Origin of the sequence: Staphylococcus sp. NAM3COL9, from assembly GCF_001431205.1 — a bacterium.
Lineage (GTDB): Bacteria > Bacillota > Bacilli > Staphylococcales > Staphylococcaceae > Staphylococcus.
This window is the reverse complement of the sequence record NZ_LGPC01000016.1, coordinates 140,312-163,917: the sequence shown is the minus strand read 5'-3', so window position 1 is coordinate 163,917 and position 23,606 is coordinate 140,312. Positions and strand designations below refer to the sequence as shown.

Here is a 23,606-nt window from a genome sequence, read left to right as displayed (position 1 = left end):
TCATATTGAGTTCACATAAGGAGGATAAACTCTAGATATAAGTTTTAGAGAAGGAGTGGGAAATAATGAAATTAGCATGGCAGGAGATTAAATATTATAAATTCCGCTATATTTTAATTATGTTAATCATTTTATTACTAGGTATTATGGTTCTATTTATTAGTGGACTAGCACAGGGGTTAGCAAGAGAGAATGTATCGATGTTAGACAACATGAAAACTGAAAAATATGTTTTACAGGACAATAAGCAACCACAAATTGAGAAATCAATTATCAAACCAGAGCAACAAAAGAAAATAGAAGATATTACAAATCAAGAACCATTAAAATTAGCGTCACAAACATTAAAAATTAATAAAAGCGAAGAAGATGTTGTGATGACTAATACGGTAGATAATGACAAGCCTGAATTGGCCGAAGGTAGTTATCCAACAAAAGATAACGAATTTGCAATTAACAGCAAGCTCACTGCAGAAGGTATCAACGTTGGTGACATGGTTGAAGTTAAAGATGGTAAAGCATTAAGGGTATCAGGTGTTATCAACGATACGATGCATTCACACAGCTCAGTCGTGATGATGAATGATAGTGGATTTGACAACTTGAATAAACAAGTGAGTACAGTTTATCCGGTTAAAGATTTAACAAGTAAACAACAAGATGAAGTAAATAAAATTTCAGGAGTCAAAGTATTTACAGAAGATGATATAACAAGTGAAATACCAAGTTATCAAGCAGAGCAAGCGCCATTAAATATGATGATTGTAAGTTTATTCGTGATTTCAGCGATAGTACTTAGCGCATTCTTCTATGTTATGACAATTCAAAAAATACCAGAAATTGGTATCTTAAAAGCAATTGGAATCAAAACAAAACATTTATTAAGTGCGTTATTAATTCAAATATTAATTACTACTATGATCGGCGTATTGATATCTGTCGGATTCGTGAGTGGTTTATCATTAATTATGCCAGTGTCAATGCCATTCCACGTAACAATATCTAATTTACTATTAGTTGTAGGCGTATTTATTGTAGTGGCAATTATAGGTGCGGTATTATCATTCATTAAACTGTTTAAAGTAGACCCTATTGAAGCAATTGGAGGTGGAGAATAATGAGTTTACAAGTAAAAGATATTAAAAAAACATTTGGTAAAGGTCCATCAGAAACGCCTGTATTAAAAGGAATAAACTTTGAAGTGAATGATGGAGAATTCGTAATATTAAATGGTGCGTCAGGTTCAGGTAAGACAACATTGCTTACTATATTAGGTGGTTTACTCTCACAAAATAGTGGTGATATTTTGTATAATGGTTCTCCATTATACGCAGGAGATAAAAAAGCATCAGAATTAAGATTGAATGAAATTGGATTTATATTTCAATCTTCACATTTAGTACCTTATTTAAAAGTGAAAGCACAATTAACGACGATAGGCAAAGAAGCTGGAATGTCTAAAAATGATGCTAATCAAAGAGCGGAAATGTTATTAAAACAAATAGGATTAGAACACCGTTTGAATGTATTTCCACATATGTTATCTGGTGGGGAGAAACAACGTGTAGCGATTATGAGAGCATTGATGAACAATCCTAAAATTATACTTGCGGATGAACCTACAGCGAGTTTAGATGCTGAACGTGCAACTGAAGTTATTCACATGATTAAAAATCAAATACAAAGTAAAAAAATGATAGGTATAATGATTACCCATGATAAACGATTATTTCAGTATGCAGACAGAGTAATTGAATTAGATAATGGTGTCATAGTGAATTCGTAACCCTTAAAATTCCAATTCCTTTTGAAGTGCTTCGAAGATAATAATAAACAAGGTTTTTATAACGTGGACAACCCAAATGCTACAAAGACATTTGGGTTGTTTTATATATAATTCCCTTGAAACTTATCTTTGTCCATTAGTTTAGTTATTTAATACTTATTAGAAATAAAGGGAATGTTTTTTGCTAATTTAGTTATATATTCAGCTTATTTGTGTTTGACTTTATGTAAGTTCAATGAAAATTGGCAGCGATTTGGTCCGGTTCCTGACTAGTTAATAAGGTACTAGCTGAAGGCTACAGGATGTAGCTGTTTCCGCTGAAAGAGTATAAAAAAATGCCAACAAAGTCACAGACTTTGTCGACACGCTAAAAAGATGATTTCTACATGAAATAAAGTAGAAATCATCTTTTTTACGCTCTTAACGTTAATAGTTATTGTTACTCGCTCGATGTCACGATTCTCTATTTGCTAAATTGATATTTTTAATCAGTTTTATCTGGTTGTTTTTAAAATTATATGGCTACGAAGTAGGGATGTGCCATAATGCAAATATACAAGCAAAGAACAATGTAGCAAAGTAGACTGTTAGCAATAACTTGTATTGATACATTAATGCTAAAAAGTCTCTAATTAAGGCAACTTCAAAAAAGTGATACGGCGTATGACTTCCTACACCTTTTAATTTAAGGTCTAACTTTTGGCCGAAGCGGACTGCACGCATAATATGAAATTGACTTGTAACACAGATAATCTTAGGTTTTGTGTTAAATGATTGTTGTATCAGTGCTTTTGTAAATTTAATATTTTCGTATGTACTCGTAGACGCGTCTTCCATTAAAATTTGAGCTGGATTCACGCCGCGGTCAACTAAATAACGAAACATTGCCAAAGCTTCAGATATAGGTTCATCCGGACCTTGTCCACCACTTACAATTAATTGCGCATTTGGTTGTTGGTTAAATAAGGCTAAGGCTCGATCTAATCTACTAGCTAGCATAGGCGTGACATGTTCATTAAATATGCCTGCACCTAAGACGAGTATCGTATCAAATTTTGTTATGTGTTCCTGATTTAAATAACAAGAAGTACAAGATACATAACAAATAAAAGTGAAAATCGCGCTAAAAGCAATCGCTGCTAACCATAGAAATACAACATTAAATGCAAACGGTAGTAAGCTGATGTAGGCACAAGCAAGTGTGAAAACGATGACTTTAAAAGATAAGCGATAGAGTCGTTTTAAAAATAGCGCGCTCATACGGTACTGCAATATATGCTTGTGTTTTATATGTACTAATAAGAAACCAATAAGTATCACAACAATTATATCTATAGGGATATGATGAGACCCAATACGTAATATAATGACAATATAACCTAATATTACCTGGGAAATAAAAATATTGATATTGGCAAAGTATTTTAAATTTAAATACATACTTACGAAGATAAGGACTATCATTAAACTACAGACTAGTGCCAGAATATTCATGTTTCACCCCAGTATTTTATAGTATATTAAATGTAGTTGAATCTATTAAAATAAGCAAATGTATAAAGCGATATTATCAATATTAAGCAACACGCAACATCAATAAATAGATGCATGATATATTTTGACTTTTATAGAAGTTAAAATATTGATACTATTAATATAACAAATTACAAAATGTTATTACATACAATGGAGATTGAAGAGGTGCAACCAATGGTGAAAAATTTAAGCAATCATATAGAATTCATGGGAGATTTCATAGATGATGTAAACACATTATTAGCTAAATTATTAAAGGCATTGAGAGAGGAGTACAATGTATCCAAAGAACAGGCAAACGTTATATTAATGCTTGAAAATGGAAAAGCGATGACTTTAACAGAAATTACAGAACGACAAGGCGTAAATAAAGCTGCTGTCAGTCGAAGAATAAAAAAATTAATTCAATCTGAGGTTGTACAATGGGATAAACCTGAAGAAACAGGAGATCAACGATTAAAATATATTAAATTAACTGAAAAGGGCAAACAGTTTAATAAAAAAAGTAAAACTATTATAAATGACATAGTGAGTGATATACTGCATGGTTTATCAGACGATGAAATTGAACAGGCGCGTTACGTATTAGAAATTATTGATCAAAGACTGAAGAACTTTAATGTCAAACATCATTCGTAACATTAATCAATATCAATATTGTAGGACGAATTTAAAAATACATTAAGTTATAATTATATAAAGAGGAGTCTTATTAAGTGGCTGTTAGCATCCAAGCTAGGGTGACTAGTAGTCGTTTTTTTATAAATCATTAAGCTATAAAGTTTTTAGATATATTGTTTTGAATAATAGATGATTCAATAAAAGAACTGAAGCATTAGACTAAATGCGTATATCAATTTTTAAGCGAGCCACATATAATAAATGTTATAGCTTTAAAATATACATTATGACACTTCAATTATGCATAGGTATAGTAATTTGTGCAGTATTAATCTGACATATAGTTTCATCCTATAATGTGTTAAAATAACGGGATAGTGTAAAAATCGAGGATAAAGAGGTGATAAAATGCAAAAATGTCCGAAGTGCGGAGAAAATATAAGAAATGGGCAGATAAGATGTAGTCATTGCGGATATCGAGCAAAACAAGGCGATTCAGAAAAAATGACACGTTCTACAAAAATAAATAAAAACACAACACACATTAACGCACGTAAAGTTATTCCTTTGGGTATTGCATTCTTTATCCTTATCTTACTTATCATTGTTTTTTTCTTAGTAAGAAACTATAATTCACCTGAAGCGCAATCAGAGATTATAATAAATGCAGTAGATAATAACGATACGCAAAAGCTTTCAACGCTTTTGAGTACCCAAAACAACAGTGTTGATGAAAATGAAGCTAAAGCTTATATTAAATACATAAAAAATGAAGTTGGAATGGATAATTTTGTGAAAGATGTAAATAGCAAAATTGCGAAATTGAACCAAAATGATACAAAGAATTCAGACTTTGTCACAGCCAAAAATGGAGAGAAAGTTCTGCGAATTAGTAAAAATGGGACACGTTATTTAATATTTGATAATATGAGCTTTACTGCACCAACTAAAGAAGCGATTGTAAAACCTAAACAAGAAACAACTTATAAATTTAAGGCAGATGATAAACAAAAGACTGTAGTAGCTGAGAAAAATAAGCCCACTTCTGTAGGTGAATTTATTCCAGGTGATTATACACTTGAAGCTAAGAAAGAAATGGTGAACGGTCAATTCAATGGTCATCTTAATTTCAACTTTAATGATAGTAATAATGAGTCAGTTGATGTTATTGAAGACTTTAACGAGGCATATGTACAAGTTGAATTAAATGGTGCATCTGAAATAGATAAAAATTCAGTTAAAGTGAAAATCAATGATAAAACTTATGATTACGCAAAAACCAAAGAATTTGGTCCATATCCTAAAACAAAAGATATAACAGTCTCTGCTGAAGGACAAGCGAAGAAGAAAGCATTTAAATCAGCAGAGACAACAGTAAAAACAGATAATCTCAAAGATAAAACACAAGTCACTTTAAACTTTGACGATGATGAAATCGGGAAGTATGTTGAGAAAAAAGAAAAAGAAGAAAATAGTTTTAGAAATAAGGTGTCTCGTTTTTTCGGTGATTACACTGCGGCAATGATTAGTGCACGCAGTCAAAGTAATTTTAATTTAGTATCATCCTATTTAAAGAAAGATAGTGAAAAATATAAAGATACTAAAAAAGACGTTAAATCTAATGAACTATTCTATCTTCAACAACCACAGATTACTGATATTGTAAAAGAAGGTAATATATTCTATGTAACGGGGCAAACATTAAAAGAGGATGGCCAATATGGTGAGGTAGAGTATCAACTTGAAGGTAATGACAAAGCTAATGATTTAAAAGTAGTGAAATACGCAGAGTAAAATTAAACATTTGAAAATTTAATGCAAAGCATACAGTTTCTAGTTAGCCTTGTGGGAGCGGAAATACGAAATCAAAATTTAGAATTTGATTTCGTATTTCCGCTCCCTTTGTCTTTTACATATCAATTTAACTTCATCTATTTAAAATTGCATTAGCAAAGGCTATAATAGTAGCAATAAACTTTATCTTATAATGATATGGTATAAAGTATTAATAAGTAGCTAAAAATGCTAGTGATTCAGCATTGAGGAGAGTAGTAATGTCCAATTATCAAGAGCAAAACAAGAATTCCTTACTGTTTGTTATTATCTTAGGCGCGTTAACTGCGATTGGGGCATTATCTATTGATATGTTCTTGCCAGGTTTGCCACAGATTCAAACAGATTTCAATACAACAACATCTAATTCACAATTAACATTATCTTTATTTATGATTGGTTTAGCATTAGGTAATTTATTTGTAGGTCCGATATCAGATTCTATAGGACGAAAGACACCACTTATCGTAGCTATGGCATTATTTACGTTGGCAAGTATAGGTATTATTTTTGTGGATAATATTTGGTGGATGATTGCCTTACGATTTGTACAAGGTTTTTGTGGTGGAGCAGGGGCAGTGATCTCTAGAGCGATATCAAGTGATCTGTATACCGGAAAACAATTAACTAAATTTTTAGCGTTACTTATGTTAGTTAACGGTGTTGCACCAGTATTAGCACCAGCCTTAGGTGGCGTCATTTTATCATTTTCTACGTGGCGTATGGTCTTTGTCATACTAACTATATTTGGTCTCCTTATGTTATTTGGAACGATATTTAATATCAAAGAGTCATTATCAACTGAACAACGAGATAGCCCACATCTCGTTAGTATCTTCAAAAGTTTCAAGCAATTATTAGCTACACCTCGATTTGTATTACCTATGCTTATACAAGGTGTGACATTCGTTATTTTGTTTAGTTATATTTCTGCATCTCCTTTTATTGCACAACGTATTTATGACATGTCTGCTCAGCAATTTAGCGTTATGTTTGCATCTGTAGGTATAAGTCTCATTATTTCTAGTCAAATGACAGGTAAGTTAGTGGATTATATTGATAGACAAGTTCTTTTACGTGTATTAACAATCATTCAATTAGTAGGTGTTGTGTGGATAAGCATTGTTTTGTATATGCATCTATCTATCTGGTTATTGTTTATAGGTTTTATTATTCTCGTAGCTCCTGTTACAGGGGTAGCGACACTAGGATTCTCAATTGCAATGGATGAGAAAACAGGTGGCAATGGAAGTGCATCTAGCTTATTAGGATTAGTTCAATTCTTAATAGGTGGCCTTGTGTCACCGCTAGTAGGCGTGATGGGGGAAGATAGTTATATACCCTATGTCACAATTATATTGATAGTAGGGGTATTGTTGATTACACTTCAAATAATAAATTATTATGTATTTAAACGTGTAGCTCCTCAATAGTGAAATTGGATAATGTGAAATGAAAAATGGCTGTTAGAGTCCTTAGTGGATACCTAGCAGCCGTTTTTATTTTCTATATTATAAAAACATTGTAATACGAAATTAATTACAATATTAACGCCCTAATTTAATTGCATTTGCAAGTAAAATTTGTGCCATTTCATTTGGTGTTTCAATACACCCTTCACGTACCCAGTAATAGATAATACCAAGTTGCCCACCGATAGCATATGTTACAAATTGTTTTTTATTTGTGACGGTCGTATAATCATCTAACATTTTTGTATAAGTGATTTTGGCTTCTTTAACATAATCACTAAATAAATCACGATTTGGGTGTGTGACAAATATTGCGTGAAAAAAACCATAATGACGACGGATATAGTACAAAATAACTTTGAAAAATTTATATAATTTAGCGTAGCTGATTTCTTTGTGTTCAAAGCTATTGTATAAAATATCTAATAATTTTATATACTTTTTTAGGTGATAAGTTTGAATTGTATATAAAAGCGCATATTTATCTACAAAATAATCATAGAATGTCGTTCTATTGACACCGCTATAAGCGCAAATCATTTTAATAGTAATATGTTCAAATGGATGTTCTTCTAATAGGATAATCATATTTCGAATAATTTTATTTTTAGCTTTTTGTCTCATTTTATCTCCTTAAAAATAACATATGATTACTTACCCGACACATTTAGTAGAAGTGTCGGTGTTTTTTTATTTAGCATGACTCTATAATATATAAGGTGAATTTTAAAAGCAAATAGGAGGAAAGTGTAATGAAGAAAATGGTGTTAATTAATGTCATTACCATTGTAGTTCTTGTAATAATAGGAGTAGTTGGTTTCCACTTTTATAATCAAGCTACAGGATTTGTCAGTACAGACAATGCCAAGGTTGACGGAGAGCAAATTAAAGTTTCGGCTCCAGCAGCAGGCGAAATTAAATCTTTTGATGTTAAGAATAATGAGAAGTTAAGTAAAGGCGACAAAGTTGCAGAAATTGCAACAAAAGGTGAAGATGGCCAATCACAAAAAATGGATATTAAAATGCCGCAAGATGGCACAATTGTAAAAACGGATGGTATGGAAGGTTCAATGGCGCAAGCTGGATCGCCAATTGCCTATGCTTATAATTTAGATGATTCATACATTACTGCAAATGTTGATGAAAAAAATATTGCAGATGTTGAAGCAGGTAGAGATGTAAATATAACACTAGACGGTGAAGACGCTGAACTTAAAGGTAAAGTAGAAGAGGTTGGTAAAGCAACAGCGTCAAGTTTTTCTATGATGCCTTCAACAAATAGTGATGGTAACTATACTAAAGTTTCTCAAGTAGTACCTGTAAAAATATCACTAGATTCAAAACCATCTAATAGTGTTGTTCCAGGAATGAACGCTGAAGTTAAAATTCATAAAAACTAAGGAGGGCTTGAAATGACAATGGCCTTCATTATTATTTACGTAGTCATAGCGCTCATTCTTGTCGGGTTATTGAATCTATTTATAACGAAAAGAAATAAGAAGAAATCAATACGACAAATGGAACATGTTAAGCATGAAAACAACACATCGAACGAAAATTATCAATCTAAATTTAATATAAAAGACAATGAAAAATCTAGCGAAACAACGAAACAATCTGCAACAACACATCATTCAAGTGAAAACAGCACATCAGATTCTGATGTGCAAGATGATGAAAATGAAACCTTTAATACAGAAACAGAAGAAGTACCACAACAAACTGATTCTGATCATGAAAAGATAAATCCAAATTCAGAAGAAGCTCAAGTCAATGAACAACTTAAAGCCAAACATAGTTCATTTATGTTTGGTAAAGGCGCTACGCAAGGGAAGGTTTTAGTTGCGATGATCTTTGGTATGTTTATCGCAATTTTAAACCAAACGCTATTAAATGTTGCTTTACCTCAAATCAATACTGATTTTAATATTTCTGCTAATACGGGACAGTGGTTGATGACAGGATTTATGTTGGTCAATGGCATTTTGATTCCTATTAGTGCGTATTTATTTAATAAATATTCTTATCGTAAACTCTTTTTAGTTGCGATGTCATTATTTACATTAGGTTCGTTAGTCTGTGGTATATCAGGTTCATTTGAAGTTATGATGATAGGACGTGTATTACAGGCCATTGGCGCCGGCATATTAATGCCGCTAGGAACAAATGTATTTATGACGATTTTTCCACCAGAAAAACGTGGGGCAGCAATGGGAACATTAGGTATTGCAATGATTTTGGCTCCAGCGATTGGTCCAACATTATCTGGATATATCGTTGAAAATTATCAGTGGAACGTTATGTTCTATGGCATGTTTGTCATTGGTATCATATCGTTAGCTATTGCTTATGTATGGTTTAGAGTATATCAAGTTACAACAAACCCTAAAGCAGATGTACCAGGTATTATCTTTAGTACCATTGGTTTTGGTGCGTTATTATATGGCTTCAGTGAAGCAGGAAATAATACGTGGACTTCACCTATCGTAGTAATTTCATTAGTATTAGGTGTTATCTTTATTATTGCCTTTGTTATTAGAGAACTTACAATGCGCGTTCCAATGCTGAATCTAGAAGTATTAAAATATTCTGGTTTCACTTTAACAACTATAATAAATATGATTGTCACAATGAGTTTATTTGGTGGCATGATACTTTTACCGTTATATTTGCAAAATTTAAGAGGATTTACGCCTATTGAATCAGGTTTGCTATTATTACCAGGCGCATTAATCATGGGATTAATGGGTCCAATTGCAGGTAAATTATTAGATACAATTGGTATTAAACCGCTAGCGCTTATAGGTACAGCAATTATGACTTATGCAACTTGGGAATTGACGAAACTTAGTATGAATACGACGTATAGTCATTTAATGATGATTTATATTATTCGTTCATTTGGTATGAGTTTTGTCATGATGCCTATTATGACTGCAGGAATGAATGCATTGCCACAACGATTAATTTCACATGGTAATGCCTTATCAAACACATTAAGACAACTTGCAGGTTCTATTGGTACAGCGTTATTAGTGACAGTAATGTCGACACAAACAACGGAACACATCGCATCCTATTCACAAGATTTAGATAAAACCAATCCATTTATTAAAGAACGTTTACAAGAAATGGCACAAACATTGGGTGGCGAACAACTGGCGACATCACAAGTGTTAGAATTTGTTCAGAAACTTGCATCAATCAACGGTGTGAATAGTGCGTTCTTAATTGCGACTGGTTTAAGTGCACTTGCATTTATTTTGAGTCTTTTCTTAAAAGGGAAAGAACATTACCTATCTAAAGAAAATTAAAGTAATTATAATATATCCAAAAAGAGGGGTGAATATCCCGCTCATAAGTAAAAAGAACCCATCCGTTAGAAATTAATGGATGGGTTCTTTTTACTTATAAATTTAGTTGTATTAGCTTGATGAATGAATGTTTCAATATTAAGCACGTATACGAGGTTTTCGATTTCTGAAAAACATACTAATAATAATTAATGCAATACTACATCCTAAAAGAATGAGCGCATTATGAATTGCGTCGGCTTCAGTCAAAATATTACTAGGCTTAACGGAAACATAATATTGATTCATTGAATCGGCAATACGTCTAGCAATATTTTTAATTAGGTAAGAAAAACCAAATGTAATAACTAACATAATAGCAATAACAAACATATTGACAATTTTTAATGCAGTTCTATTAAAAATAATCGTAAAAATTGTTAGAACTAAACTAAAGATACAAGCAATGAAAAATACATAAAACACTAATATCAAACGATCGACACTTGTTTGTAAGTTGTCAATGCTATCAACGTTGATATTTAAGTTAGAGAAGCTATTGATTGTTTCTTGAAAGTTTGTAAGTTGATGGAAGTTAATCGTTTCTTTGACAAACACTAAATTGAAAATAGGTTCCTTAAACATACTATAGCCTGTAATAGCTACTAATATTAATACGATAAATTGGGTAAAAAGGTTTACCCAAGAAAGTTTCTTTTTACCGTATCGAGATCCTCTTTGCATAGGCTCACTCGTTAGGGTGTGCTCAAAATCGGCAAACTGTTTGTTTTGTTCGGCCATAAGGTGCTCCTTTCGCTAAACTAATATTAGCATCTGCTTATTTTATGACTTTTGTTTTGTTATAATGCTTAATAACTGATACATTTTAATTATCGGTAGAATGTATTTAATATTCAATAGCATTTAAAATAGGTATTTTTTATGTTACTTACATTATATTATATGTTCGTTTTTATGTCATTGTATTAATTTTACCATAACATTAATTTTTAAATACTAAATTATATTAAAAAATTCTGATAAAATACACATTAAATTTAGGGATTGGGTTGATTATGAATGAAATCAAGATTGACAACAAAATTTATTAACAAGTATTTATTACCACATAGGTCAATTTTATTTGAAGATGAGCAAGATTTCGATCGATTTTTAGACACAAGGTTGAAAATGAATGAAAAAAAGCATAAACAACCAGAAACATTAAATGTAAAATCTGATTTGGATAAGCAAACTATAGGGGACATGCAACTTTTCAGATTTTGTTTTAGACATAGTCGCGAGAAAAAAATACTATATATACATGGTGGTTATAATGTATTGCAACCCTCAGCATTTCATTGGAGATTAATGGATAAGCTCGCATTGAGTACGTTATATGAAATTGTTATGCCTATTTATCCTAAGGCACCTGAGTACTATATTGATGACACATACAGTGCTATTTTTGAAGTGTATAATCAATTATTATCCGAAGTTAATAGTGATGAAATTGTCATTATGGGCGATGGCACAGGTGGTGCATTGGCATTAGGATTTTTGCAGCAATTGCAAGAAAAGCAACAACCCTTACCCAATAAGCTTTATTTACTATCTCCACTTCTAGATGCGCAACTACAAAACGAAGCGATTACAGAAGAGTTAGAAAAGAAAGATGTCATTCTAAATAAATATGGTATTCAAAAAATTATGCGTCATTGGTCAAAAGATTTATCAATAGATGAACCTAAAGTTTCACCTATTAATGGGAATTTAACTAATGTACCACCTATATTTATGTTTGGTGGTACTCGTGAAATTTATCAACCAGATATGAAAAAGTTGGTTGATATTTTAGAAGAGTGTCAACAACCAATTCACTATTATGAATATAAAAATATGGTTCATGCATTCGAGCTCTTGCCTATCAGAGAGTCACATAAAGTTGTTAAACAAATCGTTAATACAATTGACATATAATGTACGAAAAAGCCATTTAATTCAAATGAAAATGCAACTTACAGAGGCAAAGCATAAATAGAATAAAGAATGAGGCTGGGACATAATTACATGTTTTAAGCCTCATTCTTTATTTGACAGTAGCTGACTGAAATGAAAATACACTTATATTAAGCTTTTAAAGAACGACTAGTTCAGTTATGAAGACGAGTAATTCTTATGCAAGCGTTTCGGATCTTGTATTCCGTTTTCTAGTCAGCTTTGCCAGGCGGGGCTCATACAACGAAATCTCATTAGAAGAATTAGATTTCTGTCCCACTCTTTTTTGCGTTTAATTATTTATAAGTGTGTTAATTGTATCAATAATTAGTTTTTGACCCATTAGATTATAGTGAGTTGCTAAAAATAATTCGAATTCATCTTGAGGTTCAACCATTGAACTAAAGTTAGAAGTAGATGTTTCGACTTCAGCTGATGTAATAAGCGCGTAATTATTATAATATTCAATGAAAGTACGATCATCTGCATATGTTTTTAACATTGTATGAATGGCGTCGATTGCCTTCTTTTGACCTTGCAGATAGCTTATATCTAATCCACGCTTAATGAGTTTACTATCAGGACCATTAATAACGAGACTTTTATTTTGGTTAAGTTCACTAAGTTCAAATTTAGTATTATCGAATAAATCATAAAGTTGTAATTGTACGACTTCTCTTATACTTTGTGACATGAATATACATCTCCTTATTGTGGAATATCGATACGATGACCTAATTGTTTAGGCCAATCGATACGTTCTTGATTATCATAATAACTTACAATTTGTTCTAAATAGTGTTGAGGGAATGGGGCGGATTTTTTAGTTACTCTGCTAACCCCTAACATCATAGCTTCATTTGTAGCTACAGTTGTCCCGTCTTGTTGCTTCATTATTGAGAAGAAATGAACTCTTTTAACATCATAATTATATATATATATATTTATGTGGAATTGGTCATCTTCAATTAATTCCGATAGATAAGCAGTCTGTTCTTCAACGGTGAACATTGTATAATTTAATGCTTCTCGTTCTTCAAGTGATAAACCATGTTGATAATTAAATTGGTTAATTGCATCACTAAAAACCATATTGTAGTTGGCATCATGTACGTGCTCGTTATGGTCAATCATTTCTTTAGCAACAGTTTGAACTACTGTAAAAAGCTTTTTCATGTAAACAGCTCCTTGGTCGTTAAAAACAAATATGATAGTTAAATTTTAACATGTAAATGTATTTTCTAAAGAAAAATCATTAAAACTTACCAAACCATACATACAGTGTATTTCATGGTAAAATAGAAGAAATGATTTGAGGAGGGAAATTATGAGTGTGACAATAAAATATCAGACAACCAAAGAATCTTTAACCCAAGTTAATCACTTTAAAGAAATTCCTGAATCAGCTACTTTTATCTGGTGTGATTTTAATGATCCATCTGATGAAGAAAACGAGATGTTACAATCATACTTTAATTTTAATCAGCTTGAAATCGATGATACGGTAAATGGGACTCCGAGGGCTAAATATAAAATTTATAATACTTATCAATACATAGTGTTTCATAGTATTGATTCGCATGATACTGGGGATAAAGTTCTGAATTTGTTCATTAAAGACAACATGTTAATTACATATCATCATAAATATTTTGATATATTACAAGTGGTAGAACACTATATTTCAAGTCATTATGAATCGGATTTAGATACTTCAGATGTGATACTTTATATTTTGGACGAAGTTGTAGATACTTATTTTGAATTAATTTATGATATCGAAAATAAAGTCTATGAGTTAGAAGACAGAGAAACACAAAGTAGCTCAACTAAAGAAATAATGGATGATGTATTTAAAATACGTTCGAAAATTATAAAATTAAAACGTATTATATATCCAATGAGAGAATTAGTAGAGAATATGAAAGAAAGCAGTCAATTACTTGTAGATGACAAAAATCATATGTATATTCAACATATAGATGATCACATGATTAAACAAGAAAATATAATGAACTTATCACAAGAAATGACTGAAGAAATAAGGGATAATTATTCGTCATATACATACTATAAGATGAATAGTATTATGCAAATCCTTACTTTAGTATCTGTTGTATTCCTTCCTCTAACACTAATTACAGGTATATATGGAATGAATTTTTCGAATATGCCAGAACTTAAATGGCATTACGGTTATTACATTGTACTTGCGATCATGTTAGCGATTAGTATAGGGAGCATTTGTTATTTTAAAAAAGAAAAATGGTTTTAATATAATATTTGAAAATATAGTTAATGTTTTAAATAATAGAGTGAACATAATAAGGATTGAAAGTAGGGCAAAAGATGAGCGATAATAAAAGAGAACAAAGAAAGAATGAGCATGTAGAAATTGCAATGGCACAACAAGATGCTACAATTTCAGATTTTGATGAAATAAGGTTTGTTCATCATTCAATTCCAAATATCGATGTGGATGATGTTAATATACAAAGTAAATTAAAGGACTTTACACTTAAGAAACCATTATATATTAATGCAATGACAGGCGGCAGTGAATGGACGAAAGAGATCAATGAGAAGCTAGCAATCATTGCACGTGAAACTGGGATGGCAATGGCTGTGGGGTCTACACATGCGGCTTTACGTAATAGTAAAATGATTTCATCATTTAGTGTAGTGAGAGAAACAAACCCTGATGGTATTATATTCAGTAATGTTGGTGCAGATGTGCCTGTAGATAAAGCAGTTGAATCAGTGAAATTACTTGATGCACAAGCTCTACAAGTTCATGTGAACGCCCCCCAAGAACTTGTCATGCCAGAAGGGAATAGAACTTTCTCTACCTGGATGGAAAACCTCGCGCAAATTGTAGCGCATGTGGATGTACCAGTGATTGTTAAAGAAGTTGGCTTTGGTATGAGCAAAGAAACAATTAAACAATTGCATGAGATTGGAATCCGATACGTTGATGTAAGTGGACGCGGCGGTACAAACTTTGTAGATATTGAAAATGAAAGACGCACGTATAAAGATATGGATTATCTGGGGTTATGGGGACAAACGACTGTTGAATCACTATTAGAAAGTACTGCACATCAGCAAGATATGGATATATTAGCAAGCGGTGGTGTGAGAACGCCATTAGATGCAGTGAAATGTCTTGCATTAGGTGCTAGTGCTGTTGGTATGTCACGACCATTTTTAAACCAAGTTGAGAACCATGGCATTACAGAGACAATTAATTATACTGAACAATTCACTGAGCATATGAAGAAAATTATGACCATGCTTGATACCCCAACGATTAAAGATTTAAAACAATCACAAATGATCTTTAGTCCTAAGTTAGAATCATGGATAGAGCAAAGAGGATTAGACATTCGATAATAAAAAGATGAGCCTAGGACATAAATAGCCCATTTTCAAATAGAAAGCACCAATCTATTATATTCTAATTGATTGGTGCTTTCTATTTATAATAATCCGATTTTGAAAGTGCATGCATGGGACATGACTTGAGCCTGTAGTCTTTCACTCATACTATTTCCCTAGGCGTCACCACTTTACAAAATTGGTACAATTATATAAATTTATACAAAAAACAAGCCACTTTCGTATAATAAAGTTATGTTAACATAACTATAAAACGAGGTGGCTTATGTATAAAAATTATAATATGACTCAATTAACACTGCCAATGGATTTCGATATTTTTACTTTACCCAAAAATGTTAATAAATGTTGTAACGATTGGTACACCAAGTAAATCTATTAAGAATGCTCCCACAATCGGGACGACAAGGTAAGATTTAGGTGATGCACCGTATTTTTTAGTGATCACATCTAAGTTAGCCATTGCGTTAGGTGTAGCACCTAGACCATGTCCGATGAAACCACCGATCATAACTGCGGCATCATAGTTTTTACCAAGTCCTCGGAATACGACGAAGACTGAGAATAATACGATGAATACAACTTGTACTAATACAATAACAATTAACGGTACTGCTAATTGGTAAATTTCAGTAAGTTGAATACTCATTAAGGCAATAGATAAGAATAAGCTAAGAGAAACATCACTGATACTATCGATAATCTTCATATCAATAAGATTTAAATTGTTATATTCTGATATATTACGTATAATAACTGCGACAAACATTGCACCTACATAAACAGGGATATTAATGCCTGTTATATCTGAGAATGTATTACCTAAATAAGAACCAATGGCCATGCAGATGGCTACAATTGAAAATTGTAGTAAGAAAATTGTTGTCGGTGTCATACGGTTTTTTAAGTATGAGTTTGATTTTACGTTACTATAATCTTTAGTTGTTTCTTCTGCGTGTTCTGGTTTTAAATTATATTTATTTATTAAAAATTTAACGACAGGACCACCAACTAACCCACCAGCAACAAGACCTAATGTTGCGGCTGCTAGAGCGGCTGTTAATGCTGAATCAATACCCATGTTTTGAACGGTTTGACCATATGCTGCAGCATTACCATGTCCACCTTCCATTGACATTGAACCAGCTGTTAGTCCAAGCAATGGTGGAATATTTAAGACTTTTGCGATAGATACACCAATGATATTTTGGAATACGGCAAGAACGCCACAAAAGATAAAATATAATATTAATACTTTTCCGCCTAAACGTAGTAGTTTTAATGATGCTCCTAGTCCAATTGTTGTAAAGAAAGCAAGCATAAAGAAATTCTGGATAAAATCAGAATCTAATTTTATTGTTAATATGTTCGTTGATTGTAAGATAGCAACGAGTATCGAGAATAACAAACCACCAATTACTGGTGCTGGAATACATAATCGCCTTAAAATTGATACGTGATTCACAATAAATATACCAAAAAGGTATAAAACACTCGCAAGTGCTAAAGTAGTAATAGCATCTAGCTCTAGCATTTTCATTCCCCCTCATTTTACAAATAAATCTCTCCTATAATGTGATATGTAAACAAATTTCACACTAAAACAAGAAAGTGCTTACAAAAGCCCATTATATTTATTATACATTTTAAAACACTATAACGCTAGAAAAGAATTAAATGCGAAAGAAAATTAAATTTCATTGTGTAAAATAACACTTTTGTTTTTAATGTTACTTCATATATATTCTTAAAGGTAATAACAGTGATTCAAAATTAATTTATAATATGATAGAGGTATTATTAAAATGAACTATATCAATATAAAGAAACAAAAATGAATAACTGTATAAAAGAAATGAAGTTTTATGCGATGACATTCAATCAGTTTTGATATACTATATACCATATGTAAATACTAGGTTATAAGGAGTAAGTATATGGATGAATCATTAAGAAGTGAAAAACAATATGGTGCGTTAGCGTTATTACCGCTACTAATATTTTTAGTTTTATATATCGGTGTAGGGATTACATTTACGATTATGGGAAAAGAGGATGCTTTTGATCAATTGCCACGGCATGTCGCTATTTTTATAGGTATCGTCATAGCGTGGACTTGTTATGATAGAAAAACGAAATTCACAAAAAAAGTTCAGATTTTTACTGAACATGCAGGGAACTCAGGCATTGTAAATCTTGGATTAATCTTGTTACTTGCAGGTGCTTTTTCAACAGTTACTTCTGAGATGGGTGGTAAAGACGCTATGGTCAACATGGGTCTATCCGTTATCCCACCCAGTTTACTTATCCCAGGAATATTTATAATGAGTGGGTTTGCTGCGTTAACGTTAGGGACTTCAACAGGAGCGCAAGCAGCATTTATTCCTGTAGGTGTAGCCGTAGCACAAGCAGCAGATTTAAGTGTAGCTGCAGCAGGTGCAGCAGTTATTGCAGGTGCTTACTTTGGTGATAATTTATCTATCATTTCAGATACGACGATTGCCGCAACGAATGGTGTAGGCGCCAAAATGAAAGATAAATTTAAAATGAATGTGTTGATTGCTTTGCCTGCCGCACTTATCACAGCTATTATATATGCCATTGTTGGTGGCACTGGTAATGTAGAAGGCGATTTAAGTTTCAATTTTATAAATATTTTACCTTATATATTTGTATTAATTGCAGCTATTGCAGGTTTAGACGTAATTCTGGTACTTATTCTTGGTATCGGGATGGCTGGACTACTAGGTTTGGTTCAGGGTCAAATGGGTATCTTCCAATTTACGAAAGCAATTGGTGACGGTATGGAAAGTATGTTTAACATTTTCCTTGTAGCATTCTTAGTATCTGGACTAGTAGCATTAATTCGATACTATGGTGGTGTAGATTGGATTATTCGCGCTATGAAACGAAAAGCAACTGGACGTAAAAGTGCTGAATATGTAATTAGTATGATGTCAGGTGTGCTTTCTGCAGCACTTTCACATAATACATTAGCGATTATTATTTCTGCACCGATTGCAAAAGAAATTGGTGATGAATATAAAGTGCCACCTAAAAGGATGGCCAGTTTACTAGATATTTTTGCTTGTTGTGCCTTAATGGTTCTCCCTCATGACAGTGGGATGTTAATGGTTGAACAATATGGCGATGTTTCCTATTTAGAAGTATTAAAATATTCATTCTATCCAGTTGTATTTGTTATTTGTACAATTATTACAATTCAATTTGGTTTGTTAGATGGAAATAAAAAAGTTAAAAATAAATAGGTTGATGAAAAACTTAGGCAATATATACAAAGAAGCTTCCATATTTGGAAGCTTCTTTGTATATATTGTTGTAATATTTTATTTACGCCATGTATGTTCTGAATCTGTCATATCTGATTTACGCATTTTAGAGACATACGGATTCCCTTTTACAGTAAAGCGTAGTGGTTTAAATGTCCAGTCGCCTTTATTTGGAATTCCAATACGTCCGCTTTCTTCAATAGCACATGGATATTTACGGTTTTTAGTGTCGATTAATAGACGACTTTCATTTAAACGAGAACCATCTAAATGTCGAGGGATATTAAAAGCTTTTGTCCACTTTCCAGGGCCATTGGTTAATTCAAAACCACTTTTTCCTCTATTTAATTTCATGGTTTCGATACCTTCTTCAGGTTCTACAGCTCTAATTAATACACCCTCAGGGACGCCTTCATCTCTTGTGACAAAATTTATTAAAAGGTGATTATGCATAACGTGTGCATATATTGTACCGCCACGTTTATACAAAGATTCTACTTTGGGCGTTATTTTTCCATTAAAACCATGAGCAGCACGATCTTCTTTGCCAACATAGGCCTCAGTTTCTACAATATATCCAGAGAACATTTCGAGCTCATCTTGGAAAATCACTTTAACACCTAATAAATCTTTAGCAATAGATATTGTATCTCGACGTAAAAAATCCATTTGTTGTTCCTCCAATTTATGTTTTTTAAAAATAAATATTTTTAAATGTTTTTTTAGAATCAGTAAAATTATATTACTACTTACAAAATAGTTTGTTACACTAAACTAAATAAGATATTAAAAGAATTTACATATAATGTACCAAAATTTAATGTGAATTAAAATTATCTTTAATAAATGAATATAAAAGGGGGAGCAATATGGAGCGGAAAGTTAGCTTTCTTCAAGCACTCAAATTGTTCTGGAAAAACTATGTGAATTTTAAAGGGCGCTCACGTCGAAGCGAATATTGGTATATGACATTATGGCATATGATTTTTATGATACCGGCATTAATATTACTTGTTATAGGTATTATCATGCTTATTTCAGGCATTTCATCATATACCGGTGAAGTTACTACAATTGGCGGCATTTTAATAGTCATATCTTTAATATACCTTGTTATATATGCATTAGCTACACTGATTCCTTGTTGGGCATTATTGGTTAGAAGATTTCATGACACTGGTAGAAAAATGTTGGTTCCAGTGATTTATTTTGGCGTATTAATTGTTACTAATATTATTGTTACATTGATAAATGCGATGGATCCTGAATATGTTAATGTTTCTAGTATCATTACGCTGATGTTGATATATATTATTTATATGGTATTAGGAATATATTGTTTAGTTATTTGTTGCTTGGATAGTGAGAGGAAATCGAATAAATATGGGATGAGCCATAAATATGGTAATCACATTCTTTCGAATGCTAATGTGTACGGGGATACTTTTAATCCAAAAGAAAAAGAACACCTTAGACAACCTAAAAATAAAAACAAGATGAATTAAAATAATGAAATTAAAACGCTGTTTCCGGCTTAGCGTAAGTGGAAACAGCGTTAATTTTTTCTTGTGTGATATCACTTGCATAAGAAGTAATAAAATTACGCTTTGTATCAATTATGGTCATGGCAATGAGTTATGACTATAATTAAAGTGGCATCAAGTCTAGTAATGTTCAATTTAAAATGTAACTTTGCTAGATCTAATGGTATTATCAAAGTATATTATTTTTAAAAGAGAGGGGTCGGGGAACAGTGTCACTAAACATTGAACATGTAACCAAGAAATATAAAAATTTTACAGCGGTTAATGATATTTCATTATCTTTAGATCAAGGCAAAATGTTAGGTTTTCTAGGCAGAAATGGTGCAGGAAAAACGACAACCTTCAGAATGATTTTAGGGCTAACGCCAATCACTGAAGGTAAAATTGCATATAATGATAAACCCATAGACAAGACTTCATACAACCACATCGGCTATTTACCAGAAGAGAGAGGCTTACATCCTAAAATGAAAGTAGAAGATGAGTTACGTTATTTAGCTACGTTAAAAGGAATGAAGTCCAAAGAAATTACCGAAGCTATAGACTATTGGTTAGATAGGTTTGGTATTAAAGAAAATAGAGAAAAGAAAATTGAAGCACTATCCAAAGGGAATCAACAAAAAATCCAACTTTTAGCAAGTATGTTACATAAACCAGAATTATTAATTTTGGATGAACCATTCAGTGGATTAGATCCAGTAAATGTAGAGTTGTTAAAATCAGCTGTTAAAGATTTAAATGATGCTGGTACAACTATTATATATAGCTCTCATAGAATGGAACATGTAGAAGAATTATGTGATAATGTCTGTATTCTAAATCGTGGAGAGCTTGTTGTTTCGGGACCAATTGATGAAGTGAAAGCAAATCATGGTAATAAAAGCGTCGTCATAGAAACAGAACATGAAATGCCAGAAATAGATAGCATTGACGGTGTATTACATGTAGATAGAAGTAAAAGAGAAATTAAAGCAATGATTGAGACAGAAGTGGTTGCTGAGAAAATTTATGAAGTTGTAATACAGTACGGTTTCGTCAAACGGTTCCAAGTTGTAGAACCATCACTAAATGAAATATTTATAGCAAAAGTAGGTGACGTCAATGGATAAATTCTTTGCGACCTTTTCCTTAACTTATAAAAGTAAAGTCAAAACAAAGTCATTTGTTATTTTCACAGCTATTGTGATTCTTTTAATGATTGGAGCGGCGAATATTAATAAAATCATTGATTTATTTGACGATGGTCCTGATAAAGTAGGGGTCGTATCATCGAATAATCAAATTTATAAAGTCATTAAATCACAAGGGGATCAACTTGATGAAGGCGCAGACTTTAAGCAATTATCAGAAAAACAAGCAAAATCACAGGTTAAAAATGAAAAATTAGATAAAGCTTACGTTATTAAACTGAGTGAAGATAAAAAGCTTTCAGGTAAAATATTGAGTAAAGATACTGTTTCAGGACAAGATAAGCAAAAATTAAAAGCGGCGTTATCAACTATACAAACACAATTTGTTGCAACGAATTTAAACTTATCACAAGATGAATTAAAGCAGTTACAATCTCAAAGTGAAGTAACTTCAGAAGTGCTTGCAGATAATGCTAACAATTCAAATTTAAGTGAAGCTGAAAAAGGCTTTAATACAATGATAGTATATGCAGGCGTGATGCTCATATTCTTTATCGTTTTTAATTATGCGAGTCAAGTTGCTATGGAAATCGCAACTGAAAAAACATCGCGAGTTATTGAAATGATTATTACGAGTGTGTCACCAGTGACACACATTCTTGCGAAGATGGCAGGTGTGGTTTCAGTAGCATTAACCCAAATCAGTATATTTATTGTGGCTGGCATTATATGTTTCTTATTGTTTGATATTGGAGATATGTTAAAAGGGTTTGATATTGAACCAAACGAATTAACCGTGCAATTAATCATCGTAGGTATCATATCAATGATTATTGGAATACTTTCATATATTATTTTAGCATCTATTTTGGGGTCTATTACTGCTCGTATAGAAGATATTAATCAATCATTAATGCCAATGACATTAATTAGTATGATTGCTTTCTATATTTCCTTATTTAGTATAATGAACACAGATACGTTATTGGTGAAAATCACTAGCTTTATACCATTACTTTCACCATTTGTGATGTTTGTTCGTGCATCCACACCTGATGTAGCTATTTGGGAAATCGTATTAAGTATGATTCTATCTATTATCACTATTTTCATACTATTATGGGTTGCAGTGCGTAGTTATAAAGATACGATCTTAAGTTTTGATAAAGGCTTTATGAGTTCGGTAAAACGTATCTTCAACAAAAAATAACAATTTAAAATATGCTATTAAAATAAACTACCATCATCATGTAAGATATGGAGGTAGTTTATTTTTTGATTACTGAGATGTTTATTGTGTGAAAAATGTATCTTTTTAGAGTGAATAGAAAGTTGTTTATATAAAATTACTATGTACTTATATAAATTAAGTAGTAGAATAAAGAGGAATTCAACAAAGTTATAATATTATACAATAAAAAAATTGGCTGTTATTTGTATAATAATAGAAAAAGTATAACAATTTTTATGATTGTTTGTTAAAATTGACGATTAGTATAGCTAAATATTTGACTAAATTGTTACAATATAAGAGTGTAATAGAAGAAATAGGGCGTATTAAATACCTACACAAGTTTTGTGTTATTGCATCACAGTGACTTTGTAAGTTTTTTGTGCTAGAGAAGCATAGCTAATCACATTGATGTTGTTTTATTTAATCGTATTATGTGTGAAAGGGATTGCTCACTACAATTGAAATATGAT

21 protein-coding genes are annotated in these 23,606 nt (G+C 31.8%); 14 read left to right on the top strand and 7 right to left on the bottom strand.

From position 1 onward, the window contains the following. Positions 1-65: 65 nt before the first annotated feature. Complete coding sequence (locus tag ACA31_RS10490; protein ID WP_057513268.1) at positions 66-1,118, top strand: ABC transporter permease; 1,053 nt, start codon at positions 66-68, stop codon at positions 1,116-1,118. Then, positions 1,118-1,786 (top strand): ABC transporter ATP-binding protein, encoded by a 669-nt coding sequence (locus ACA31_RS10485; RefSeq protein WP_002506847.1) that lies wholly within the window; start codon positions 1,118-1,120, stop codon positions 1,784-1,786. Before ACA31_RS10490 ends, ACA31_RS10485 begins: the two co-directional genes overlap by 1 nt. A gap of 522 nt (positions 1,787-2,308) precedes the next feature. Here ACA31_RS10485 and ACA31_RS10480 read toward each other — a convergent pair. Then, complete coding sequence (locus ACA31_RS10480; RefSeq protein ID WP_057513267.1) at positions 2,309-3,280, bottom strand: YdcF family protein; 972 nt, start codon at positions 3,278-3,280, stop codon at positions 2,309-2,311. Positions 3,281-3,496: 216 nt separating this feature from the next. Between ACA31_RS10480 and ACA31_RS10475 the strand changes: the two genes are divergently transcribed. The 3 genes from ACA31_RS10475 to ACA31_RS10465 all read left to right on the top strand — a co-directional run bounded on the left by ACA31_RS10475 (position 3,497) and on the right by ACA31_RS10465 (position 7,209). Beyond that, positions 3,497-3,961: a MarR family transcriptional regulator gene (locus tag ACA31_RS10475; RefSeq protein ID WP_057513266.1), complete on the top strand. Its 465-nt coding sequence runs from the start codon at positions 3,497-3,499 to the stop codon at positions 3,959-3,961. A 390-nt stretch (positions 3,962-4,351) separates the two neighbouring features. Continuing rightward, positions 4,352-5,737 (top strand): zinc ribbon domain-containing protein, encoded by a 1,386-nt coding sequence (locus ACA31_RS10470; RefSeq protein WP_057513265.1) that lies wholly within the window; start codon positions 4,352-4,354, stop codon positions 5,735-5,737. Between the two features lie 260 nt (positions 5,738-5,997). Further along, a complete protein-coding gene (locus ACA31_RS10465) occupies positions 5,998-7,209 on the top strand; it encodes a multidrug effflux MFS transporter (protein WP_057513264.1) in 1,212 nt (403 codons plus the stop codon). Positions 7,210-7,323: 114 nt separating this feature from the next. On the opposite strand, the gene ACA31_RS10460 is transcribed toward ACA31_RS10465, so the two are convergent. Then, the gene (locus ACA31_RS10460) at positions 7,324-7,872 is read right to left on the bottom strand and encodes a TetR/AcrR family transcriptional regulator (protein ID WP_057513263.1); all 549 of its coding nucleotides are present in this window, start codon (positions 7,870-7,872) and stop codon (positions 7,324-7,326) included. 128 nt (positions 7,873-8,000) lie between these two features. Between ACA31_RS10460 and ACA31_RS10455 the strand changes: the two genes are divergently transcribed. Together ACA31_RS10455 and ACA31_RS10450 are read left to right on the top strand one after the other, a co-directional pair. Beyond that, positions 8,001-8,648 (top strand): HlyD family secretion protein, encoded by a 648-nt coding sequence (locus ACA31_RS10455; RefSeq protein WP_057513262.1) that lies wholly within the window; start codon positions 8,001-8,003, stop codon positions 8,646-8,648. A 12-nt stretch (positions 8,649-8,660) separates the two neighbouring features. Beyond that, positions 8,661-10,562 carry a DHA2 family efflux MFS transporter permease subunit gene (locus ACA31_RS10450; RefSeq protein ID WP_057513261.1) on the top strand — a complete coding sequence of 634 codons (1,902 nt, stop codon included), beginning with the start codon at positions 8,661-8,663 and terminating at the stop codon, positions 10,560-10,562. 138 nt (positions 10,563-10,700) lie between these two features. Here the strand turns inward: ACA31_RS10450 and ACA31_RS10445 are convergent, their stop codons facing one another. After that, positions 10,701-11,342, bottom strand: a complete 642-nt coding sequence (locus ACA31_RS10445; protein WP_057513260.1) for a hypothetical protein — start codon at positions 11,340-11,342, stop codon at positions 10,701-10,703. A gap of 279 nt (positions 11,343-11,621) precedes the next feature. Here ACA31_RS10445 and ACA31_RS10440 point away from each other — a divergent pair, with 279 nt between their 5' ends. After that, entirely contained in the window at positions 11,622-12,521 is a 900-nt protein-coding gene (locus ACA31_RS10440) for an alpha/beta hydrolase fold domain-containing protein (protein WP_057513259.1), read from the top strand. Between the two features lie 310 nt (positions 12,522-12,831). Here ACA31_RS10440 and ACA31_RS10435 read toward each other — a convergent pair whose 3' ends face one another. Together ACA31_RS10435 and ACA31_RS10430 are read right to left on the bottom strand one after the other, a co-directional pair. Beyond that, positions 12,832-13,233 (bottom strand): hypothetical protein, encoded by a 402-nt coding sequence (locus ACA31_RS10435; protein ID WP_057513258.1) that lies wholly within the window; start codon positions 13,231-13,233, stop codon positions 12,832-12,834. Between the two features lie 14 nt (positions 13,234-13,247). After that, a complete protein-coding gene (locus ACA31_RS10430; RefSeq protein WP_057513257.1) occupies positions 13,248-13,715 on the bottom strand; it encodes a thioesterase family protein in 468 nt (155 codons plus the stop codon). 151 nt (positions 13,716-13,866) lie between these two features. Here ACA31_RS10430 and corA point away from each other — a divergent pair, with 151 nt between their 5' ends. Together corA and fni are read left to right on the top strand one after the other, a co-directional pair. Next, positions 13,867-14,814, top strand: coding sequence for a magnesium/cobalt transporter CorA (corA, locus tag ACA31_RS10425; RefSeq protein WP_057513256.1), 948 nt, complete (start codon positions 13,867-13,869; stop codon positions 14,812-14,814). A gap of 74 nt (positions 14,815-14,888) precedes the next feature. Then, the gene (gene fni, locus ACA31_RS10420; protein WP_057513255.1) at positions 14,889-15,932 is read left to right on the top strand and encodes a type 2 isopentenyl-diphosphate Delta-isomerase; all 1,044 of its coding nucleotides are present in this window, start codon (positions 14,889-14,891) and stop codon (positions 15,930-15,932) included. 331 nt (positions 15,933-16,263) lie between these two features. Here the strand turns inward: fni and gltS are convergent, their stop codons facing one another. Next, the gene (gene gltS, locus ACA31_RS10415) at positions 16,264-17,472 is read right to left on the bottom strand and encodes a sodium/glutamate symporter (protein ID WP_057513254.1); all 1,209 of its coding nucleotides are present in this window, start codon (positions 17,470-17,472) and stop codon (positions 16,264-16,266) included. A gap of 403 nt (positions 17,473-17,875) precedes the next feature. On the opposite strand from gltS, the gene ACA31_RS10410 reads away from it, so the two are divergent. Next, a complete protein-coding gene (locus tag ACA31_RS10410; protein ID WP_057513253.1) occupies positions 17,876-19,207 on the top strand; it encodes a Na+/H+ antiporter NhaC family protein in 1,332 nt (443 codons plus the stop codon). Between the two features lie 78 nt (positions 19,208-19,285). On the opposite strand, the gene ACA31_RS10405 is transcribed toward ACA31_RS10410, so the two are convergent. Further along, complete coding sequence (locus ACA31_RS10405; RefSeq protein ID WP_057513252.1) at positions 19,286-19,897, bottom strand: DNA-3-methyladenine glycosylase; 612 nt, start codon at positions 19,895-19,897, stop codon at positions 19,286-19,288. A gap of 200 nt (positions 19,898-20,097) precedes the next feature. On the opposite strand from ACA31_RS10405, the gene ACA31_RS10400 reads away from it, so the two are divergent. The 3 genes from ACA31_RS10400 (at position 20,098) to ACA31_RS10390 (ending at position 23,112) form a co-directional block, all read left to right on the top strand. Then, a complete protein-coding gene (locus ACA31_RS10400; protein WP_057513251.1) occupies positions 20,098-20,733 on the top strand; it encodes a DUF805 domain-containing protein in 636 nt (211 codons plus the stop codon). A gap of 248 nt (positions 20,734-20,981) precedes the next feature. Further along, positions 20,982-21,881, top strand: a complete 900-nt coding sequence (locus tag ACA31_RS10395; protein ID WP_057513250.1) for an ABC transporter ATP-binding protein — start codon at positions 20,982-20,984, stop codon at positions 21,879-21,881. Next, entirely contained in the window at positions 21,874-23,112 is a 1,239-nt protein-coding gene (locus ACA31_RS10390; RefSeq protein ID WP_057513249.1) for an ABC transporter permease, read from the top strand. Before ACA31_RS10395 ends, ACA31_RS10390 begins: the two co-directional genes overlap by 8 nt. The last annotated feature ends 494 nt before the right edge of the window (positions 23,113-23,606 follow it).